17 protein-coding genes are annotated in these 16011 nt (G+C 65.1%); 3 read left to right on the forward strand and 14 right to left on the reverse strand.

Annotated elements, in window-relative coordinates:
• Positions 1–153: 153 nt before the first annotated feature.
• From ABVV53_RS10010 to ABVV53_RS10075, 14 genes are all read right to left on the reverse strand, one after another.
• A complete protein-coding gene (locus tag ABVV53_RS10010; RefSeq protein ID WP_353984284.1) occupies positions 154–2283 on the reverse strand; it encodes a TonB-dependent receptor in 2130 nt (709 codons plus the stop codon).
• Between the two features lie 54 nt (positions 2284–2337).
• Positions 2338–2469 (reverse strand): hypothetical protein, encoded by a 132-nt coding sequence (locus tag ABVV53_RS10015; RefSeq protein ID WP_353984285.1) that lies wholly within the window; start codon positions 2467–2469, stop codon positions 2338–2340.
• 208 nt (positions 2470–2677) lie between these two features.
• A complete protein-coding gene (locus ABVV53_RS10020; RefSeq protein WP_353984286.1) occupies positions 2678–3097 on the reverse strand; it encodes a hypothetical protein in 420 nt (139 codons plus the stop codon).
• Positions 3098–3300: 203 nt separating this feature from the next.
• Positions 3301–3759 carry a hypothetical protein gene (locus ABVV53_RS10025; protein ID WP_353984287.1) on the reverse strand — a complete coding sequence of 153 codons (459 nt, stop codon included), beginning with the start codon at positions 3757–3759 and terminating at the stop codon, positions 3301–3303.
• Positions 3759–5069 (reverse strand): FliI/YscN family ATPase, encoded by a 1311-nt coding sequence (locus ABVV53_RS10030; RefSeq protein WP_353984288.1) that lies wholly within the window; start codon positions 5067–5069, stop codon positions 3759–3761. Before ABVV53_RS10030 ends, ABVV53_RS10025 begins: the two co-directional genes overlap by 1 nt.
• On the reverse strand, positions 5059–5664 hold the full coding sequence (locus ABVV53_RS10035; protein ID WP_353984289.1) for a FliH/SctL family protein: 606 nt from the start codon (positions 5662–5664) through the stop codon (positions 5059–5061). Before ABVV53_RS10035 ends, ABVV53_RS10030 begins: the two co-directional genes overlap by 11 nt.
• Positions 5661–6155, reverse strand: coding sequence for a hypothetical protein (locus tag ABVV53_RS10040; protein ID WP_353984290.1), 495 nt, complete (start codon positions 6153–6155; stop codon positions 5661–5663). The genes ABVV53_RS10035 and ABVV53_RS10040 overlap by 4 nt, the downstream gene beginning before the upstream one ends.
• On the reverse strand, positions 6152–6910 hold the full coding sequence (gene sctJ, locus ABVV53_RS10045; RefSeq protein WP_353984291.1) for a type III secretion system inner membrane ring lipoprotein SctJ: 759 nt from the start codon (positions 6908–6910) through the stop codon (positions 6152–6154). The genes ABVV53_RS10040 and sctJ overlap by 4 nt, the downstream gene beginning before the upstream one ends.
• 6 nt (positions 6911–6916) lie before the next feature.
• Positions 6917–7303 carry a hypothetical protein gene (locus ABVV53_RS10050; protein WP_353984292.1) on the reverse strand — a complete coding sequence of 129 codons (387 nt, stop codon included), beginning with the start codon at positions 7301–7303 and terminating at the stop codon, positions 6917–6919.
• Positions 7304–7305: 2 nt separating this feature from the next.
• Positions 7306–7617, reverse strand: a complete 312-nt coding sequence (locus ABVV53_RS10055; protein WP_353984293.1) for a hypothetical protein — start codon at positions 7615–7617, stop codon at positions 7306–7308.
• A gap of 41 nt (positions 7618–7658) precedes the next feature.
• A complete protein-coding gene (locus ABVV53_RS10060; protein WP_353984294.1) occupies positions 7659–8828 on the reverse strand; it encodes a hypothetical protein in 1170 nt (389 codons plus the stop codon).
• Entirely contained in the window at positions 8828–10678 is a 1851-nt protein-coding gene (gene sctC / locus ABVV53_RS10065; RefSeq protein WP_353984295.1) for a type III secretion system outer membrane ring subunit SctC, read from the reverse strand. Before sctC ends, ABVV53_RS10060 begins: the two co-directional genes overlap by 1 nt.
• A complete protein-coding gene (locus tag ABVV53_RS10070) occupies positions 10675–12645 on the reverse strand; it encodes a flagellar biosynthesis protein FlhA (protein ID WP_353984296.1) in 1971 nt (656 codons plus the stop codon). The genes sctC and ABVV53_RS10070 overlap by 4 nt, the downstream gene beginning before the upstream one ends.
• Positions 12642–13280, reverse strand: coding sequence for a lytic transglycosylase domain-containing protein (locus tag ABVV53_RS10075; RefSeq protein ID WP_353984297.1), 639 nt, complete (start codon positions 13278–13280; stop codon positions 12642–12644). The genes ABVV53_RS10070 and ABVV53_RS10075 overlap by 4 nt, the downstream gene beginning before the upstream one ends.
• A gap of 607 nt (positions 13281–13887) precedes the next feature.
• Between ABVV53_RS10075 and ABVV53_RS10080 the strand changes: the two genes are divergently transcribed.
• From ABVV53_RS10080 to ABVV53_RS10090, 3 genes are read left to right on the forward strand one after another with little or no spacing between them, the layout of a single operon-like run.
• Positions 13888–15015 (forward strand): EscU/YscU/HrcU family type III secretion system export apparatus switch protein, encoded by a 1128-nt coding sequence (locus ABVV53_RS10080; RefSeq protein ID WP_353984298.1) that lies wholly within the window; start codon positions 13888–13890, stop codon positions 15013–15015.
• Positions 15012–15353 carry a FliO/MopB family protein gene (locus tag ABVV53_RS10085; protein ID WP_353984299.1) on the forward strand — a complete coding sequence of 114 codons (342 nt, stop codon included), beginning with the start codon at positions 15012–15014 and terminating at the stop codon, positions 15351–15353. Before ABVV53_RS10080 ends, ABVV53_RS10085 begins: the two co-directional genes overlap by 4 nt.
• Positions 15350–16009: a hypothetical protein gene (locus ABVV53_RS10090; protein WP_353984300.1), complete on the forward strand. Its 660-nt coding sequence runs from the start codon at positions 15350–15352 to the stop codon at positions 16007–16009. Before ABVV53_RS10085 ends, ABVV53_RS10090 begins: the two co-directional genes overlap by 4 nt.
• Positions 16010–16011 lie beyond the last annotated feature (2 nt).

Here is a 16011-nt window from a genome sequence, read left to right on the forward strand (position 1 = left end):
CTGCCAGGCGATCCGCTATCGTGGGCAGTCTCCGCGGTATCGCTAGCCTCTTAGCTCCAGCCGCTCAACAGCGCCTCGGTGCTCAGCCAAGCACAATCAGAACACGGAGCATGGCAAATCCCCTTCGTCGGCGCGGCTTGAGACGCCTCGCGGCTAGAAGCTCGCCCTGACGGACGCTCGGATGCTTCGAGGGGTGCCGGGTACCGTCCAGACGTTGGAGTAAGAGCTGCTGACGTAGTAAGCGTCGAACAGGTTGTCGACATCGACGCGCACCGAGACGTCGTCGGTCACGGCATAGCTGAGCACCGCCCGCGCTGTGGTGTAAGCCGGCAGGCGGTAGCTGGTGCCGAAGGGATCGCCCGCCCGTCGGCCGACGTGAGTCAGTCCTCCGCCAATACCGAAGCGGCCGAGCGTCTTGAGCGCGAACACGCTGCCGCTGTGCCTTGGAACGTTGGACAAAGGCTTTCCGATCAGCGTACGATCCTGATCATTGCGGATCTCAGCATCGACGTAAGTGTAGGCAGCCGTGACGTAGAGGTCATCGGCGCGAGAGTAGGTGATTTCTGCCTCTGCACCGCGGGAGCGTTGACGGCCTACTTGGCTCTTGACGAATGGATCGACTGCGTTGGGATTAAGGACGTTTCTCTTGCCCATGTCGAACACGGCCGCGGTTCCGGTGAGGCGATCGTTCAGAAGGGAAACTTTCATCCCCGCTTCGGTCGACCGGCTGCGCTCGGCATCGAATACGGCGTTACCGTCTGACGGGTTGAGCCGCAACGACTCCCCCCAGCTCGTGTAGACCGATACGCCGCGTGCCACCTGCCACGACAAAGCCGCCCGAGGCGTGATGCCAGCATCGTCGGTGTCTAGTTCGCGACGGGTCAGTCGGTTGAATACGTCTTCACGAAAGCTGTTCCAGCGTGCGCCCAGCAGCAGCGTAAGCTGTCCGTAACGGACGACGTCCTGGACGTAGACGCTCTCGCTACGGAACGATGCCGTGCGGCTCAGAGCGGCGGGCGGGATCGGCAGCGGCTGACCGTAAACCGGCGCGAACAGGTCAATCACGAGGATGGGCTGCGCCGGAGTGCCTCGTGCGCGATCAAGCCTGAAGTCGAGCGCGTGGCGTACTCGATCCACGCCAATCCGCAGATCGTGCTCCAGCCCGAAAAGCTCCGTCGTGGCCGTGAGTTCGGCGCGCAGCGACAGGTCGTTCCACGAGAAGTCGTGATAGCGGCGGTCGCGTCCGGCGGTGCGGTTGCCGGGCTGCAACCCGCGTGCACCAGAGTCCACCATTGTCCCGAAGCCGCGCAGGGATCCGTCTCGATGACTGCCGCCGATTTCGAGCGTCACGCCGTCCCCCAGATCTGCAAAGGCGCTAGCCTGCTGCCAGAGGATCTTCTGCGTTATCCGTCCATCCGCTGGCTCTCCGAGGAAGGTGGAGCGGTTCATGGCACGGGCATCACCCGCGATGCCCACCACGCCGCGATCGAGCACGGTGGCGTTGCGCATGTACTCGGCCTGATAGAGCAGGCGGAGCCCTGCGGTCGGCTTCCACGAGATCGATGGAGCGATCAACTGTCTCTCTCCGGAAACATAATCGCGGAAGCTGTCGCGGCTCTCCATCACGCCGACGAGCCGTACCGACAACCTGTCGTCCAGGCCCCCCCCCACGTCACCAGTCACGCGCAGAGTGTTCCAGCTCCCGTAGCTCAGCGTGGCGCTGGCATGCCGATGATCGAGAGGCGCCTTGGTGACGATGTTGATAGAACCGCCCGGTTCGCCGCGCCCCGACAGGGCGGCGCTGGTGCCTTTCAGCACTTCGATGCGGTCGATCGTCGCAGTGTCGACCGGCGCGTTGAAGCCAAGGTTGCTGCCGAACCGGTTGACCAGGATGTCGGGGCCGGCATTCTCGTCACCCGCGAAGCCGCGGATCGCGTACTTGTCCCAGAGACCACCGAAGTCATTCTGGCGCGACACACCTCCGGCATAATCGAGCACATCCTGTACTCTGCGCGCGTCGAGAGCGGTCAAGACTTTGCGATCGATGACGCGTACCGACTGCGGGTAGGCAAGAAGAGGCGTCTGGCTGCCGATGATGCTGGCGCTCGCGTCGCGTGCTGTCACCACGATATCGTCTTTCGAGCCGCTCCATTCCTGCACGGCTTCCTCCGTGCGACCGGCTTCCGGACGCTTCTCGTCGGCAAGCGCCGGCGAAGCGCAGACGAGCGCAAGCGCGAGCGCCGTGCGGCGCGGGAGGCTCGATCGATTGAAAGCCGTCGTCACAGGTACATTCCTTCCTGGAGGCGCAAGATGGTCCCCAGTCTTGGCGCAGCGCCGTTAGTTTAATTGCGAGGCATTCGCAAGTGTAGTGATGTAGCGCGCCAGCGCTTTGGGGAATGACCCGGTATCAAGGGCGATGAGGGCAGCAAGGACGAGATCGTCGAGGAAGGCAGCTGCTCTGATCGTCACCTCTCGACTGCGCCCGCTCGGGCACTCCGAATGTTTTGAACCAAATCAAATAGTCGAAGTGGTCAGGCCGGGGTTATGCCGCGTTCGGCCTTCCTCACCCATGTCGCTACACGCGACAGCAGATCGTAGATGTGGCGCCGTTAGGTAGACTGCCATCCTAAGGAGCCCAACCGCATGTGTTGGTGATGCAAATAGACTGGCAGCCGCCTCAATTCCTCTGCTCGATCTTGGCAACGCTGAGCCCGCGTGCTTCGAGACGCTGACGCAGGGCCTCTTCGTCCGGCGTGGCCCCGCTGCCGTCTTTCGAGGAGCCGCTCTGGTAAGCAAACGACATATTGCCGTCGGGATGCCCTGAGATCGTCACGCTGGTGACGGTGAAGCGGGCGGGGTCGAGCAGCAGTTGAATTTCACCGCCTGAATGTGCTGCAAGGGTCAAACGCTCGGCAAACTTCGCCGCCATCGCGGCACCTGACAGGTCTACCGATGAGGGTGCAGGGGCTTCTACGCTGACAACAGCGCCTTGTGCCAAAGCTTGAGGGCGATTCCACACGATCGCCTCGCCTCCTTCTGCGTTCCTCTGCTCGGGACGCACGGTCTGGTCGGCACTCAGCGGCTGGGCCGCGGTCATGGGAGGGCACGCATCGGCTTCGAGCTGGTCAGGCGCGCGAAGTTTCCGTGGCCGCCCCCCTTCCCTCTCGCCGAGCGCCTGCAGCGCGTCGCGAAAGCTGCTGGCGATGCCCGGGGGCGAAGCGGGACGGGTATGCGCGCCCGAGCCGGGTGCATGCGTATCCGCGGCACATCCGGACTGCGTATTGGCAGCCGGCGGGCCGCTTAGCATGGCGATGCGAGTGCGCTCAGCAGCGGCTGCGCTTCCTCGCGCTTGCGTTCGCTGCGACGGCGCTCCCGGCCCCGGATCGCCGCGTGCTCGGTTTCGAGCACATCGAGGCGGACCTGCGCGCGCTGCCGCTCGAACCGAGCAGCGGAGACCGCGCGCTGGGCGGCGGCCAGCATCTCGGCACGGGAAGCGGCCTCCTGCCTGCACAATTCGAGCCGCTCGTGCTCAGCGTGGACGTAGTCGGCGACCAGTGTATCGCACGGTGAAGCGGCGCGGGCGCGCTGGGCATTCTCGCAAGTCCGGCATGCTGTGTCGACTGCGTGGCGCGCGCGCTCCAGCTCGGCTTCCGCGGTCTCATAGGCCTCATGCGCGAGGCGTGCCTCGGTCTCGCGACGATCGCGTTCGCGGCGGCGGATGCCGATGACCTGCAGGAATTGCTCGGCTGTCTGTCCCATCACTCGAATCCTCTCAGCAAGGCTTGGGTCGTTCCCAATGGAGTATGTTCGTCGCTCGTCTGGCGCAGGAAGGCGTCGATGCCTGCACGCGCGGCCATGGCACGGTCGGCGGCGGGGTCGTGGCCGGGCTTGTATTCGCCCAGCTGGACGATCAGCTCGATCTCGTCGAGCTTGGCAAGGCTGGCGCGCAGCCCCGTGGCAGCCCGGCGCTGCTCGGGCGCGACGATCTGGCCGAACAGGCGGCTCTGGCTCGCGAGCACATCGATGGCCGGATAATGCCCTTTCGCCGCCAGCTTGCGCGACAGATAGATGTGCCCGTCGAGTAGCGAGCGCACTTCCTCGCCAACCGGGTCGTCCTCCTCGTCTTCCAGAAGCACGGTGTAGATGCCGGTGATGGCGCCGTTCGCGTCGCAGCCCGCACGCTCGAACAGGCGCGGCAATTCGGCGAAGACCGAAGGCGGATAGCCACGGCGCACCGGCGGCTCACCCGCCGACAAGCCGATCTCGCGCAGCGCGCGGCTGAAGCGGGTCACCGAGTCCATCAGCAGCAGCACATGCTTGCCTGCGCGGCGGAAGCCCTCCGCGATCGCCGTGGCCGCATGCGCGGCGCGGGCGCGTTCGAGAGCGGGGCGATCGGAGGTAGCGACGATCACCACCGACCGGGCCAGGCCTTCGGGCCCCAGTGTATCCTCGACGAATTCGCGCACTTCACGGCCACGCTCGCCAATCAGAGCAATGACGATGACGTCCGCCTCGGAGTGACGTGCGAGAGTGGCCAGCAGCGTGCTCTTGCCGCCGCCGGCCGCAGCGAACACGCCCATGCGCTGGCCGCGGCCGATTGGAAGCAAGCCATCGATCGCGCGCACGCCAGTCTGCACCTGCCGGTCGATCCGCTGGCGGGCCATCGGGTTGGGTGCGGGGGCATGAAGCGGTTGGTGCGCCTCACCGGTGATCGGCTCACCAAAGTCGAGCGGACGCATCCGTGCATCGACCACGCGGCCCAGCAGGGACTCGGCGACGGGCACGTGATCCTCGCCGACGCGCACTGTCACTTCCGTTTCGCTCGAAAGCCCTCGCAAGTCGCCCATGGGCGCCAGCAGGACGTCGCCATCAGCCAAGCCGACCACCTCGGCATAGAGGCTCGGCTTTCCGGAGCGATCAAGTAATGCGCAAGTCTGGCCGACCCGCGCAGTGATGCCGCGCACGCGGATCGCGGTGCCCACCGCCGCCTTGACGCGGCCGCGCTGCTCAAAGGGAGGCGCCTCGTCGAGCTGGCCGAACAGCTCCTGGACCTGCACTTCAATCGACATGAGTGAGGCTCCAGCGTTTCTCGATCTCGCCGAGCTGGACCGCCAGATCGGCGATAATGCGGCCATCGGTAGTCGTGACGCGGCACTGGTGCTCGGCAAGGCTGGGATCACCGTGGACGGGCACTTCGCGCGTGCGCTCGTCGGCGGCGAAGCGGGCCGAGACGACGTCGACGAGCGCAGGCGCGACCTGAACATGGGCATCGCTGCCAGGCGCCACTGCGGTGACGGCGCGGCGGGCGATGCTCGCCATCATCGTCTCGTCGCCGATATCGTCGACCATGCGCCGCAGCGCCGCCAGTGCGAGGGCGGCGACCTGCCGCTCCTGCGCCTCCCGCCAGCTTTCCAAACGTCCGGTGAGGTCGGAAACTGCGGCAGCAAAGTTCCGGCGACCTTCCTCCAGGCCTTGCTCCAGACCGCGCTGCCGAGCTTCGCGTTCAGCGGCATCGCGACGGGCGCGAGCCTGCGTCTCAAGCGCATCGGCACGTGCCAGCAAGGCAGCGGCGTCGCGCAAAGGGCCGGCCTCTCGCGCTTTCAGAAGTGGACGGTCTGTGGATACGAGGGCCTTGCCGTCGCGGTGGATCAGGTAAAAGGTCATCGCCCGACTTCCAGCACCGGCGCGCGGCGAACCATGGTCTCCGCGTCCGCGACATGGCGCGCAGCTTCGCGGTCATGCACGGGTTGCAGACCGAGCCTCAGCGCCAGTCGGTGCGGCAGGGCGCGCCGCGCATGCGCTTGTCCCGCAGTGGTGAGCGCTTCAGCCGTAGGCAGCGGCGCCCCGCCCGGACCGGCATGCGTCAGTATCTCCTCGAGCAGCGGCTCGCTTACCTTGTCGGCATAGGCGCGTAACGTGTCGCCGGAGATCACCCTGCCCAGCGCATCGTTGCTCGCGCATAGGGCGGTGACCGCAAAAATCCGCTGCCGTTCGGCCTCCGGCTCGCGAAGCCACTGCGGCCAGTCATGCAGTTCTGCAAGTAAAGGCGGAGCATCCTGTCCAAGCAGGCGGCGGCCGCGCGAAGACGCCAGATCGAGCTGGCGGGCGAGCCTCGCCGCGCTCGACAGCATTGCCCTCACCTGAGCCCCACTCACTCCGCAGGCTCCGGCAAGTGCTCACGTCGGCGCGGTTGCGCCCGCCGGTCGCGCACGAACACGGCGCCTAGGCCCCCGAGGCCCAGCAGCGCGAGCAGGCCAGCCATTGTAAACGAGCTCGTGCCCTGAAGCGCCATGCCGTCATCCTCGCGCGCCACTTGACTTGCGACCATGATCACGGAGACGCGGTCGTAAGCCAGCCCCTCGACGCTGTTGGTAACAAGCGCCTTGATCGCGCCGGTTTCGCCGCGCAAGTCGAAGCCGGGCTGGTATTTGACGAAGACCGCAGCGGAGGACGGTTTGACGTCTTGCGACAAGGGATCGGCCTCTGGGATCGCGAGGTGAACTCGCGCTTCGACCACGCCGTCGATCTCGCTCAGGGTATGGCTGAGCTCTTGCGACAGGCCGTAGTTCAGGCGGGCGCGCTCCTCGATCGGCGAGGAGACGAAGCCCTTCTTTTCGAACACCTGCCCCAGCGAGGCGTATGTGTTCTTGGGCAGGCCCTTGGCGCGCAGCACGTCGACTGCGCGAGCGAACTGATCGTCGTCAACCGCGACGCTCCAGCCTTCCTTCCCTGCCTCGCGCTTGGAAGCGGAGATGTCCGCCTGGCCAAGGGCGGCGACGATCTCGTTCGCCTCGCTTTCCGAGAGCTTGCTGTAGATATCCTGCTGCCCGCACCCCGCGAGGGAAAGCGGCAGAATGAGCGCGGCAAGGGCAAGGCCACAACGGCGCAAAGCGAGGCGAAGCGAATGCATGGGTTGTCAGCCTTGTTGCTTGAACAACTGCTGGATGCCGTCCGAACTGCGGTTGGCAATGTTGGACGTAAGCTGGCAGTGGAACATGAATTCCTGGCAGCGCATCGTCAGCTGCACGATCTCGCCAGGCGTCAGTTCACCGCCCGAGGCTTCGGCGGTGCGGGCGTAATCGGTAACGCCTTTGGCCTCGCCGTTCACCCTATCGAGTGTGGACAGCATGGTCTGGATCGCCGGCGGCACTCCACCCGCCGGCGAGACGGCGCCGGACTGCGCCAGCGCGGCATCGAATTGCCCGGCCATCTGCGGCGTGGGCTCCTGCGGAATAGCCGAGCCGAGCTCGACCATCCGCGGAGGCGGTGCGGCAGTGGCCGCCGCGATGCTCTCGACGGCCATGGTCAGCCCTTGCGCGCCATGGTTTCAAGCGCCTTCCCGACGCTGTCGAGCGAGCTGTGCGAGCTGTTCGACAGGAAGCTCATCTTGAGCGATTCAGCCGTCAGTTCGGTGATGGCCGAGGGGTTGTCGCCGCCTTCGTTGAGCGCGCCAGAGCGCTGCTGGATCGTTGAGGCTTGCTTGTCGAGCGCGTTACCCCAAGCCTGCGCAAAAGCCTCGAACCAGCTGTCGGCCGCGTTGCGATTCTGCGCGATGCTCTGGCCGGTGAGCGGGGCCGCAGCAAGAGCGCTGGTGTCGTTGATGGGAGTGATGCTCATGAAACTTCTCCTTCAGAGAGGGCATTTGGTTTCTTGAAAGGTCAGAGGTGGACGTCCTCCATGCGGCCGTCCTTTTCGAGGCGGACGGTGTTCTTGCCGACCAAGACCAAGCGATGGCCGGTGGGCAGCACGGCTCCGGGGAACCAGCGGGAGCCGTCGGCAGTGACGATGTGCGCGGGATTTTCCACAAGCGTGGCGATGCCGGTGGGCCCCGATCCAAAGAAGCTCTGCAGCGGGCTGCCGCCGCGCGCGTCATCGATGCGGAACTCGACATGACTCAGTCCCGGCACGTCGCGCTGGAGCATTTCCCGCAACGCCTGCTGACGATCCGCGGGCAGGTAAGCCGCTGCGACGACCACGCTGTGAGCATCGCCGGGGGTCGGCTCGGCTTTGGCGTCGAGACCCTGCGCTTCGAGCACTTCGGTTGCGGCGGCGGCAAGTGCCGCGGTCGACGTCACGTCAAGTGCTACGGGCACGCCGGACTCAGCGACGAGACTGCGAAGGCGCGCCAACTGCGGCTCGCCGGGGACCACGCCGCTGACGATCAGACCACCGCCGGCGCTGCGGGTCACGGACAAGCCCGGAAGGTTCTCGGCCGCAAGCCGTTGCTCAAAACCGGCGGGATCGGCACGGCGCGCGCTCAGCGACTGGCTGAAGGTGACTGCAGCAGCACCCAGCAGAATGATCGAGACGGACACCATCGCCAGCCTCGGCGTACGGAAGCGACCGTCGAAGGCCGCCAACTGCTCTCGGCCGAGCCGGACCAGGCGGTCGCTGAGGTTGGGCGCAGGCAGCGGCGCGACCGGAGTCAGGCAAGGGGAAGCGGCGACTTGTGCTGCGCTGTCCCACCGGGCGGAGCCGCTGACACCGTGGGCGAGAACGAACTCGCCGATGCGGAAGGGCAGGTAGGCGGGTAGCTGCGCCTCGTCACCCTCGCCCAGCTTGCGCCCGAGCAGCTCCGCGCTGCCCCCCAGCACGCGCAAGCTGGCTACATCTCCCTGCAGCCGCAGCTCGACCACGACGCTACGCGTGCCCGAGCCGCGCAGCACGACATCGTTGGCAAGGCCGTGGCCGATGCAGACGCGCTGGCCATTCTCCAGCGCGAACTCCTTGCCCGCCAGACGACCATCGACGATCCGCAGCACGGCCGACGACCGCGCCGGCACAACCGGCTCATGCAAGGCAAAAGGCTCAGGCGCGAGAGTAGCCATCACTGCACTTTGAGCGGAGTTATGCGGGGCGCTGTGCTGGCCCGCTCGACGCCGAACCTGGCTCCGCTGGATGTAGCTGCGCTCATGCGCGCCGGATCGTCTAGGCGAACCAGGCGCGGCGTAATGAGGAACAGCCGCTCGATATGCTGGCGACGCTTGCTGGTCGACTTGAAGAGGTTGCCCACCACCGGGATGTCCTTGAGGAAAGGGATGCCGCTTTCGGAGTCGTAATCGGCGTTGACGGTCATGCCGCCCAGCAGCACGCCCTCGCCTTCGTTGATCAGCGCCTGCGTGTTGATGCTGGCGCGGTCGACCACGGGGATATCGTCGACCTCCTGGCTGGTGACGGTGCCATCTTCGACGCCAATCACCATGCGCATGCGCACCTTGCCCTCGTCGTTCAAGACATGTGGATTGACGCGCAGCACGGTACCCGCGGTGACGTTGAACAAGTCCACCTGGCGGTCGCCCGCGACGCGCACATAGAAAGTGCGGGTGCGGTCGAACACTGCCTCGACATTCGACAGCGTGACCAGCTGCGGGCGCGATACGATACGCGCGGCCCCCTTCTCGGCGAGCGCTTGGACGCGCACGATGAACTCTTGGTTCGACCCGATGATGCCGCCGATCGACAGCCCGCTGTTTGCCGCGCCGTTGTTGAGGATGTCGGTAGCCGGAACGCCGGTGCGCCGCACGATATCGCGGCCGAACAGCGAGCTAAAGCCCTCGCTTTGCAGGCGCCAGTTCAGGCCCAGCTGGCGCAGCTTGTCGATGTTGAGATCAATGATCGTCGCTTCCAGTTCGACGATTTGCGGCCGCACGTCGAGCGCCTGGACGAGCCCTTCATACGCGGACATGTTCTCGGGCCGATCCCGCACGACAACGGCGTTAAGCGAGGGGTCGATGGCGATGCGCGGGCCGCCCCCGACATTGCGGGGCACCTCTACAGTGATCTCCGGCGCAGCCGCTACTGGTGGCAGGCCAAGATACTCGTCGTCGTACGGCGTTGCCTGATTCGCCGAGGGTGGAATCGCGTCGAGCCCGCGGCCGAGCAGGCGCGGTTGCGACTGGCGCACGATCCTGTCGCCGTATCCAGCAACGATGCCGCCTGCAACCGGGCCGCCATCGCCCATAATGCGCGAAAGCGTGGCGCCAACGCCGGGCACGCGAACCTCGCGCCCACCGGCATTAAGCGCGGTGTCGTCGGCACGAGCATAACGCAAGTAAAAGACGCGCAGCTCATATGGTTCGATCGGCGGCGGCGCGTAGGGCTCGCGTGGCTGTACCGGCCTTGGCGAAGGCGCAATCGCGGCATTGCGCAGAGGCGAACTGTCGGGGCTGCTAGGCCGAATGGCGCCGGCGAGCTGCTGCACCTGATCCAGGTAGCGCGGCACGCCGGTGGCCATGATCATCTCGGGGCTGGTGGCGCGCATGCGGTTATGCGCGTCATCGAGTCCCGCACGGCGTGCATTGGCGATAACGTCGCTAGCCCGGCCAGAGGGGACCGCAATCGGCCGGCTCTGCACTTGCGAAGCGGCATAGACGGTGAGCACCGAGCCATCGAAGTAGCCGACCAGGTTGAACGCCTGGGTGAGCTTGCGCCAAGTCTCCGCGGGCGAGCCGCTGAACTGTCCGTTGATCTTACCGCGAACGCTGGGATCGACTTGCACCGGCACGCCCGCAGCCGAAAAGAAGCGCTTGAGAAACTCGCCAATTTCCTGATCGCGAGCCACGAGATTGACATTGCCGGCGGCGAACGGTGGCTCGGCGGCACGGCCGATCTGTGGCGCCATCACGGCACTGAATGCAGCGGCAGAGGCCAGAACCGCACTTAGAGACAGGAACCTCATTCAGCTGCTTCCATTCGGGAATCATCTTCCACGGCAAGAGGAGTGCGATCGAGCTGGCCGACCACGTCCAGCGGGATTGTGGGCGAGAGTTCGTTGAACGAGAGCACAGGCACTTCGAACAGGTCTGGCCCGAGCAGGCGGCGCAACGGTCGGCGCAGATCGTGCGCCACGACGACGGCCCGCGCTTGGCTGGTGTTCACCTCATGCCGAATCATGTCGATCAGCGTGCGGGCATGCTCGGGCTGCATGGCGAGACGGGCGACACCGTCGAGCTGGCGCACATTGTCGCGCAGGAAGTGCTCCAGCGTGAGACCGATGATCAGCACCTTCATCCGCCCGTTCACGCAATGTGGCGGGCTGAGATATCGCTTCATGGCAAGGCGCGTGCGATCCGCGATCGGCAGTGCGTTGCGGTCGGCCTGGCCAGCCTCGGCGATGGCTTCGAGCACATCGCGCATGTTGCGCAGCGGCACTTCCTCCTCGGCAAGCAGGCGCAGCACTTCGGCGATCTTGGCAGCCGAGACCGCGCGCACCGCTTCCTTGACGACATCGGGATAGTCGACGCCGAGTGTATTGAGCATACCGGTCACTTCCTGCAGGCCGAGGAACTGACCGAGGTTGCGTCGCAGGATCGCCTCGACAGGAGGGCAGATCGCCTGGTCCAGGTCGTCGCCCTCGATGTGACCGGCGCCCGCCGGGGCGTCGTAAAGGTAGAGTGCCCAGGCATTGGCGTTCTGCACCGATGGTACATGGACAATCTCGGCCGGGGGCAACGGCAACCCAAGGCGGTGCTGCAACCGCTCCAGCATGGCGCCGCACGCCTCGCGCAAGCGGCGCATCTCTTCAGCCGGTAATGGTTGGCGCGAGATCTCAATCACCAGCGGACGGACGGGACCAAGAGGCGCGGCGGCGATTTCCATCCGCTCGGGCACGGCCTCTTCGCGAGTGTCGAAGCGCTTGAACTTGCCGTCGATCCAGCCCTTGCTGACCGGCGTACGCATGGCCCCGCTGGCGCCCAGCGCGATTGCGATCCCAAGAAAGACCAGCGTAGGGAAACCCGGAATAAAGCCGATCAGCACGCACATGCCGGCGGCGGTGAACAGCACCCGCGGCTTACTGGCGATCTGGCGGGCGATCGCCGGGGCGAGCTCACGGTCGTTCTCCTCATCGGTCGTGCGCGTCACCAGGAGGCCAGCGGCCATGGCGCTGAGCAGCGCGGGCAGCTGCGCGACCAGACCATCACCGATGGTCAGGATCGAGTAGGTGGTGATCGCCTCGCCCACAGGCATTCCGTGCGAGATCACGCCAATCGCCAATCCACCGATCAGGTTGACCAGCACGATGATGATCGAGGCAATGGCATCGCCCTTCACGAACTTCATTGCGCCATCGAGGCTACCGTGGAGCTTACTTTCCAGCTCCAGTGTGCGGCGTCGGGCGCGCGCCTCGTCCTTGCCGATGAGTCCAGAGCGCAAGTCGCTGTCGATAGAAAGCTGTTTGCCAGGCATGGCGTCGAGGCTGAAGCGCGCGGCGACTTCGGCGACGCGCTCGGCGCCCTTGGAGATCACCACGAACTGGACGATGGTGATGATCAGAAACACGATCAGGCCGACGATCAGGTTGCCACCGGCGACCATGTTGCCGAACTGCTGGACGATGTGCCCGGCCTCTGCCTGTGTCAGGATCATGCGCGTCGTCGCGATCGAGAGCGACAGGCGAAACAAGGTACTGAGCAGCAACACAGTCGGGAAGGTGGAGAAGTCCAGCGGCTTGGCGACGTAGAGCGTGCTCAGCAGCAACATCACGCCCAGCGTGATGTTGACGGCGATCAGGACGTCGAGCACCAGCGTCGGCAGTGGCAGGATCAGCAGGCCGACCACCGCCATGACGACGCAGACCAGCATCACGTCGGCAAAGCGCAAGGCGCCGGCGGCGGGCAGGCCCGAGACGAACGCTCGAACGTTCACCGGGCGGAGCTCAGCAGCTTCGCCCGGGTAAAGCCGGTGCGCAGCGCGCCGTAACGGTTCATCACCTTTACCACATAGGCTTGGGTCTCGGCATAAGGCGGCACCTTGTTGCCGTAGCGCTCGACGGCGCCGGCACCTGCATTGTAGGCGCTCAGGATCAGGTCGAACTTGTGGCCGTAACGCTTTTGCAGCTGCTTGAGATGCCGCGCGCCGGCGTCGAGATTGGCCGCGGGACTGAGCAGCGCAAGGCGATCGACGCCGAGCCCAGCACCCGTCGCGGGCATGATCTGCATCAGCCCCAAGGCACCAACGCGCGAGCGCGCTTCCGGCTTGTAGCCGGACTCGGTGTCCACCATGGCATGAAGGAACAGCGGGTCGATTTTATAGCGCGCCGCGACGGTTCGGATTTCACGGTCGAACGCAGGCGGGCGCTTTAGCGTAACTTTGTGGGTGCGGCTCTTCGCGACCGGCTTCCTGGCGGTCTTCTGTTCCTGGACGCCGATGATGCGCACAACAGCGGTACCTTCGGGCATCGCAGCAGCAGCGACAGGCGCGCCCCCACCGACAATGAGATGAGCGCCGCAACCGCTCAGCGACTGGAAGCGGCCAAGTGTAGAGAGATCGCCAACGCGCATCTGGAAGTCTATTGGACAGTCAGGCGGCAGTTGTTCTTTCGCATTGTCTTTCGCCATGGCTGGCGAAACAGCCACTCCCATCGATAGTAAACATGCGTTAACTACAAGTATGCAGGGACTATAACTTAACACTACACACCCTCCGCTGCTGGAAAATGGCAAACATCCAGCAATTAGATAGGTCGCCCGACCCTCTACTTCACCACCATCACCACTGATATTGCTTGATTACTGCGTTGCGGGAACGCTGTTGACGGGGGATGTGTGGTGCGAGCGAGTTAGGATGAAAACGTATAAGCGACCAATGGAGCGCTTTTGGGGGACGAGTTAACGGACGGGCAGGAACTATGTCATTACGGCGTAAGTAGTGTGACGATGCTTTGTCGCTTTTGACCCCAAGAACGTTCAAAACTGCACATTGTCTTAGAGAATCAATCGATGTGACTATTGACGCTTGACTTGCGAGAGATCGCGAACGTTATAAAGGCGCCTAGACGGAGTCGCCCGCTCCCCCTCTTTCCATTCGGCGTGCTGACCTCGTCGGTACCTGCGCGAATCCATCCATCGCCATTTCTGCGCCGGCCGCCTTGCCGGCTCTGGAGTGAACATGGCTGAGAAGAACGATGGTGGCGACAAGACCGAAAAACCGACACCGAAGCGGCTGCTCGACGCGCGCAAGAAAGGTGACATCGCCAAATCCAAGGACCTGTCCAGCGCGATCGGCATGATCGCCTGGTTCGTGCTGGCGCTGGCGGGTACCGGCTTCGTCGGCTCGCGCATAGCGGGCTACTTGCAAGACACGCTGACCAGCGCGACCCGCGGCTCGTTCGAGAGCACGGCGATGACGCTGGGCTGGAGCGGGCTGTGGCTGGTGCTGCTCGCCGGTGCGCTGACACTGATACCCGCAGCAATTATCGGTCTGGCGGGCGAGTTCCTGCAGGTCGGAGCGCTGATCACCACCGAGAAGCTGAAGCCGGGTCTCGACAAACTCAACCCGATCGCGGGCATCCAGAAGATGTTCAGCCTCGACAACATGTTCGAACTGCTCAAGACGCTGTTCAAGGCGGTATTGATCCTGGGCATCACCGGCGTGGTCATGGCCGGTGCCATGGACAAGTACGCCGAGATTCTTGGCGCTGCCGCCTGGAGCCCGCTGAGCCCCATCGGACCAGCAGTGGCCGCAGCCTCGTTCGACCTCATGCAGTCGCTGACAATGCAGCTGATCGCCGGCACCTTCGGCGTGTTCCTGCTCGTCGCCTTCGCCGACCGGGCCTGGACGCAGCAACGCTTCATCAAGAAGCTGATGATGAGCCGGCGCGACATCCGGCAAGAACACAAGGACAACGAGGGCGACCCGCAGCTAAAAGGCCAGCGCAAGCAGATGCACGAAGAGTGGGCGAACCAGAACGCCGTCGCCGCGGCGGGCACCGCCAACGTGCTGCTGACCAACCCCACCCACCTCGCGATCGCGCTGGACTATGATCCGGCCGAGTGCCCGGTACCGGTGATCGCAGCCAAGGGCGAGGGTCCGCTCGCAACCGCAATGCGCGCGCGGGCGGAGGAGGAAGGCGTACCGATCGTACGCAACGTGCCGCTTGCCCGCACGATCTGGTCGACGGCCGCAGTCAACGAGCTTGTGCCGCAAGAGCACTTCGACGCCATCGCCGAGATCATTCTGTGGGCCCGTAGAGCCCGCGACGGCAAGGCACCGCGCGAGCGGGAGGATGTTGCATGAGCTTTAATACGGTTTTCTCCAGCTTGCTGGCCGTCGTCTTCGCGCTGGTTCTCGTGCTGGCCCTCGCCTGGGGCGCGATCAAGCTACTCCGCACATGGCAGGACAAGTTCCAGTCGCGCGGCGAGGAAGGCGGGGCGCCGATCCGCTTCCTGCGCGCGATGCCACTCGGCCAGAACGAGCGCGTGGCCCTGATCGAGGCGCAGGGCGAGGTTATGCTGGTGGGCGTAACCTCCGGCTCGATCACGCTTCTGGCAAGGTGGCCGGAAGGAGCGGAAGATGCGCCGTTAGCACAGGACATGCGTCCGCCGCTGCGGCCGTTCCCCGGAGGCCAGGCATGACGCCGCTAACCGGTTTGCAAAACATCGTCCCGGCAGAGGCACAACTGCGCACCGACTTGCTGGCCGCGCTGAACGGCATCGAGGCCGCCGGGGCGCTGCTGACCGCCGCAGTGTCGGCGCAAGCACCGCGTCTGACTTGGTTCCTCTGCCCCAACGGGATCTCGTTTGCGCTGGAGCGCCTGAGCGGTGAGCCTGTACACCTTGGCGCTGCCGACGGCGTCCGCGCAGCCGAATGCATGGAGCACGCCGAGCCGATGCTTCGCGCTATCGAGTGGGCGCTGGGCGTGGAACTCGAACCCGAGAGCCTGGCCGGCGAGACGCCCGCCGGTGTTCCCCTTTGGCTGCGCATCGAAGCACTCACTGGCGCCGAGACCCGCGATCGCATTCATCTTGCGATCCCGCGCGACATGCATCTGATTGCGTCACCCGCCCCACTTGCGCCGCAGTTGCTCGACGACGTGCCTTTTCCGGCACAGCTGGCCCTTTCCGGCCCGCGTTTGGCACCGATCGATGCAGCCGGGCTGGCCGAGGGCGACTTGCTGCTGCTCGGAGAGGCACCGCTTGGCGCCACCATTACCTTCCTCGACCGTCCGCCAGTTGCCGGACTGTTCGAGCCGGCCACGCGCCGCTTCACCCCAGTCGCCTCTCAGGAGTAAGC

This window comes from Novosphingobium kalidii, assembly GCF_040534015.1.
Taxonomy (GTDB): domain Bacteria; phylum Pseudomonadota; class Alphaproteobacteria; order Sphingomonadales; family Sphingomonadaceae; genus Novosphingobium; species Novosphingobium kalidii.

Bases quoted from the DNA above. Each gene is read 5' to 3' on its own strand.
- ABVV53_RS10020 (WP_353984286.1), bottom strand. From the start codon at position 3,097: ATGACCGCGGCCCAGCCGCTGAGTGCCGACCAGACCGTGCGTCCCGAG.
- ABVV53_RS10080 (WP_353984298.1), top strand. From the start codon at position 13,888: ATGGCTGAGAAGAACGATGGTGGCGACAAGACCGAAAAACCGACACCG.
- ABVV53_RS10050 (WP_353984292.1), bottom strand. From the start codon at position 7,303: ATGGCCGTCGAGAGCATCGCGGCGGCCACTGCCGCACCGCCTCCGCGG.
- sctJ (WP_353984291.1), bottom strand. From the start codon at position 6,910: ATGCATTCGCTTCGCCTCGCTTTGCGCCGTTGTGGCCTTGCCCTTGCC.
- sctC (WP_353984295.1), bottom strand. From the start codon at position 10,678: ATGAGGTTCCTGTCTCTAAGTGCGGTTCTGGCCTCTGCCGCTGCATTC.
- ABVV53_RS10085 (WP_353984299.1), top strand. From the start codon at position 15,012: ATGAGCTTTAATACGGTTTTCTCCAGCTTGCTGGCCGTCGTCTTCGCG.
- ABVV53_RS10075 (WP_353984297.1), bottom strand. From the start codon at position 13,280: ATGCGCGTTGGCGATCTCTCTACACTTGGCCGCTTCCAGTCGCTGAGC.
- ABVV53_RS10060 (WP_353984294.1), bottom strand. From the start codon at position 8,828: ATGGCTACTCTCGCGCCTGAGCCTTTTGCCTTGCATGAGCCGGTTGTG.
- ABVV53_RS10025 (WP_353984287.1), bottom strand. From the start codon at position 3,759: ATGGGACAGACAGCCGAGCAATTCCTGCAGGTCATCGGCATCCGCCGC.
- ABVV53_RS10090 (WP_353984300.1), top strand. From the start codon at position 15,350: ATGACGCCGCTAACCGGTTTGCAAAACATCGTCCCGGCAGAGGCACAA.
- ABVV53_RS10055 (WP_353984293.1), bottom strand. From the start codon at position 7,617: ATGAGCATCACTCCCATCAACGACACCAGCGCTCTTGCTGCGGCCCCG.
- ABVV53_RS10035 (WP_353984289.1), bottom strand. From the start codon at position 5,664: ATGACCTTTTACCTGATCCACCGCGACGGCAAGGCCCTCGTATCCACA.
- ABVV53_RS10030 (WP_353984288.1), bottom strand. From the start codon at position 5,069: ATGTCGATTGAAGTGCAGGTCCAGGAGCTGTTCGGCCAGCTCGACGAG.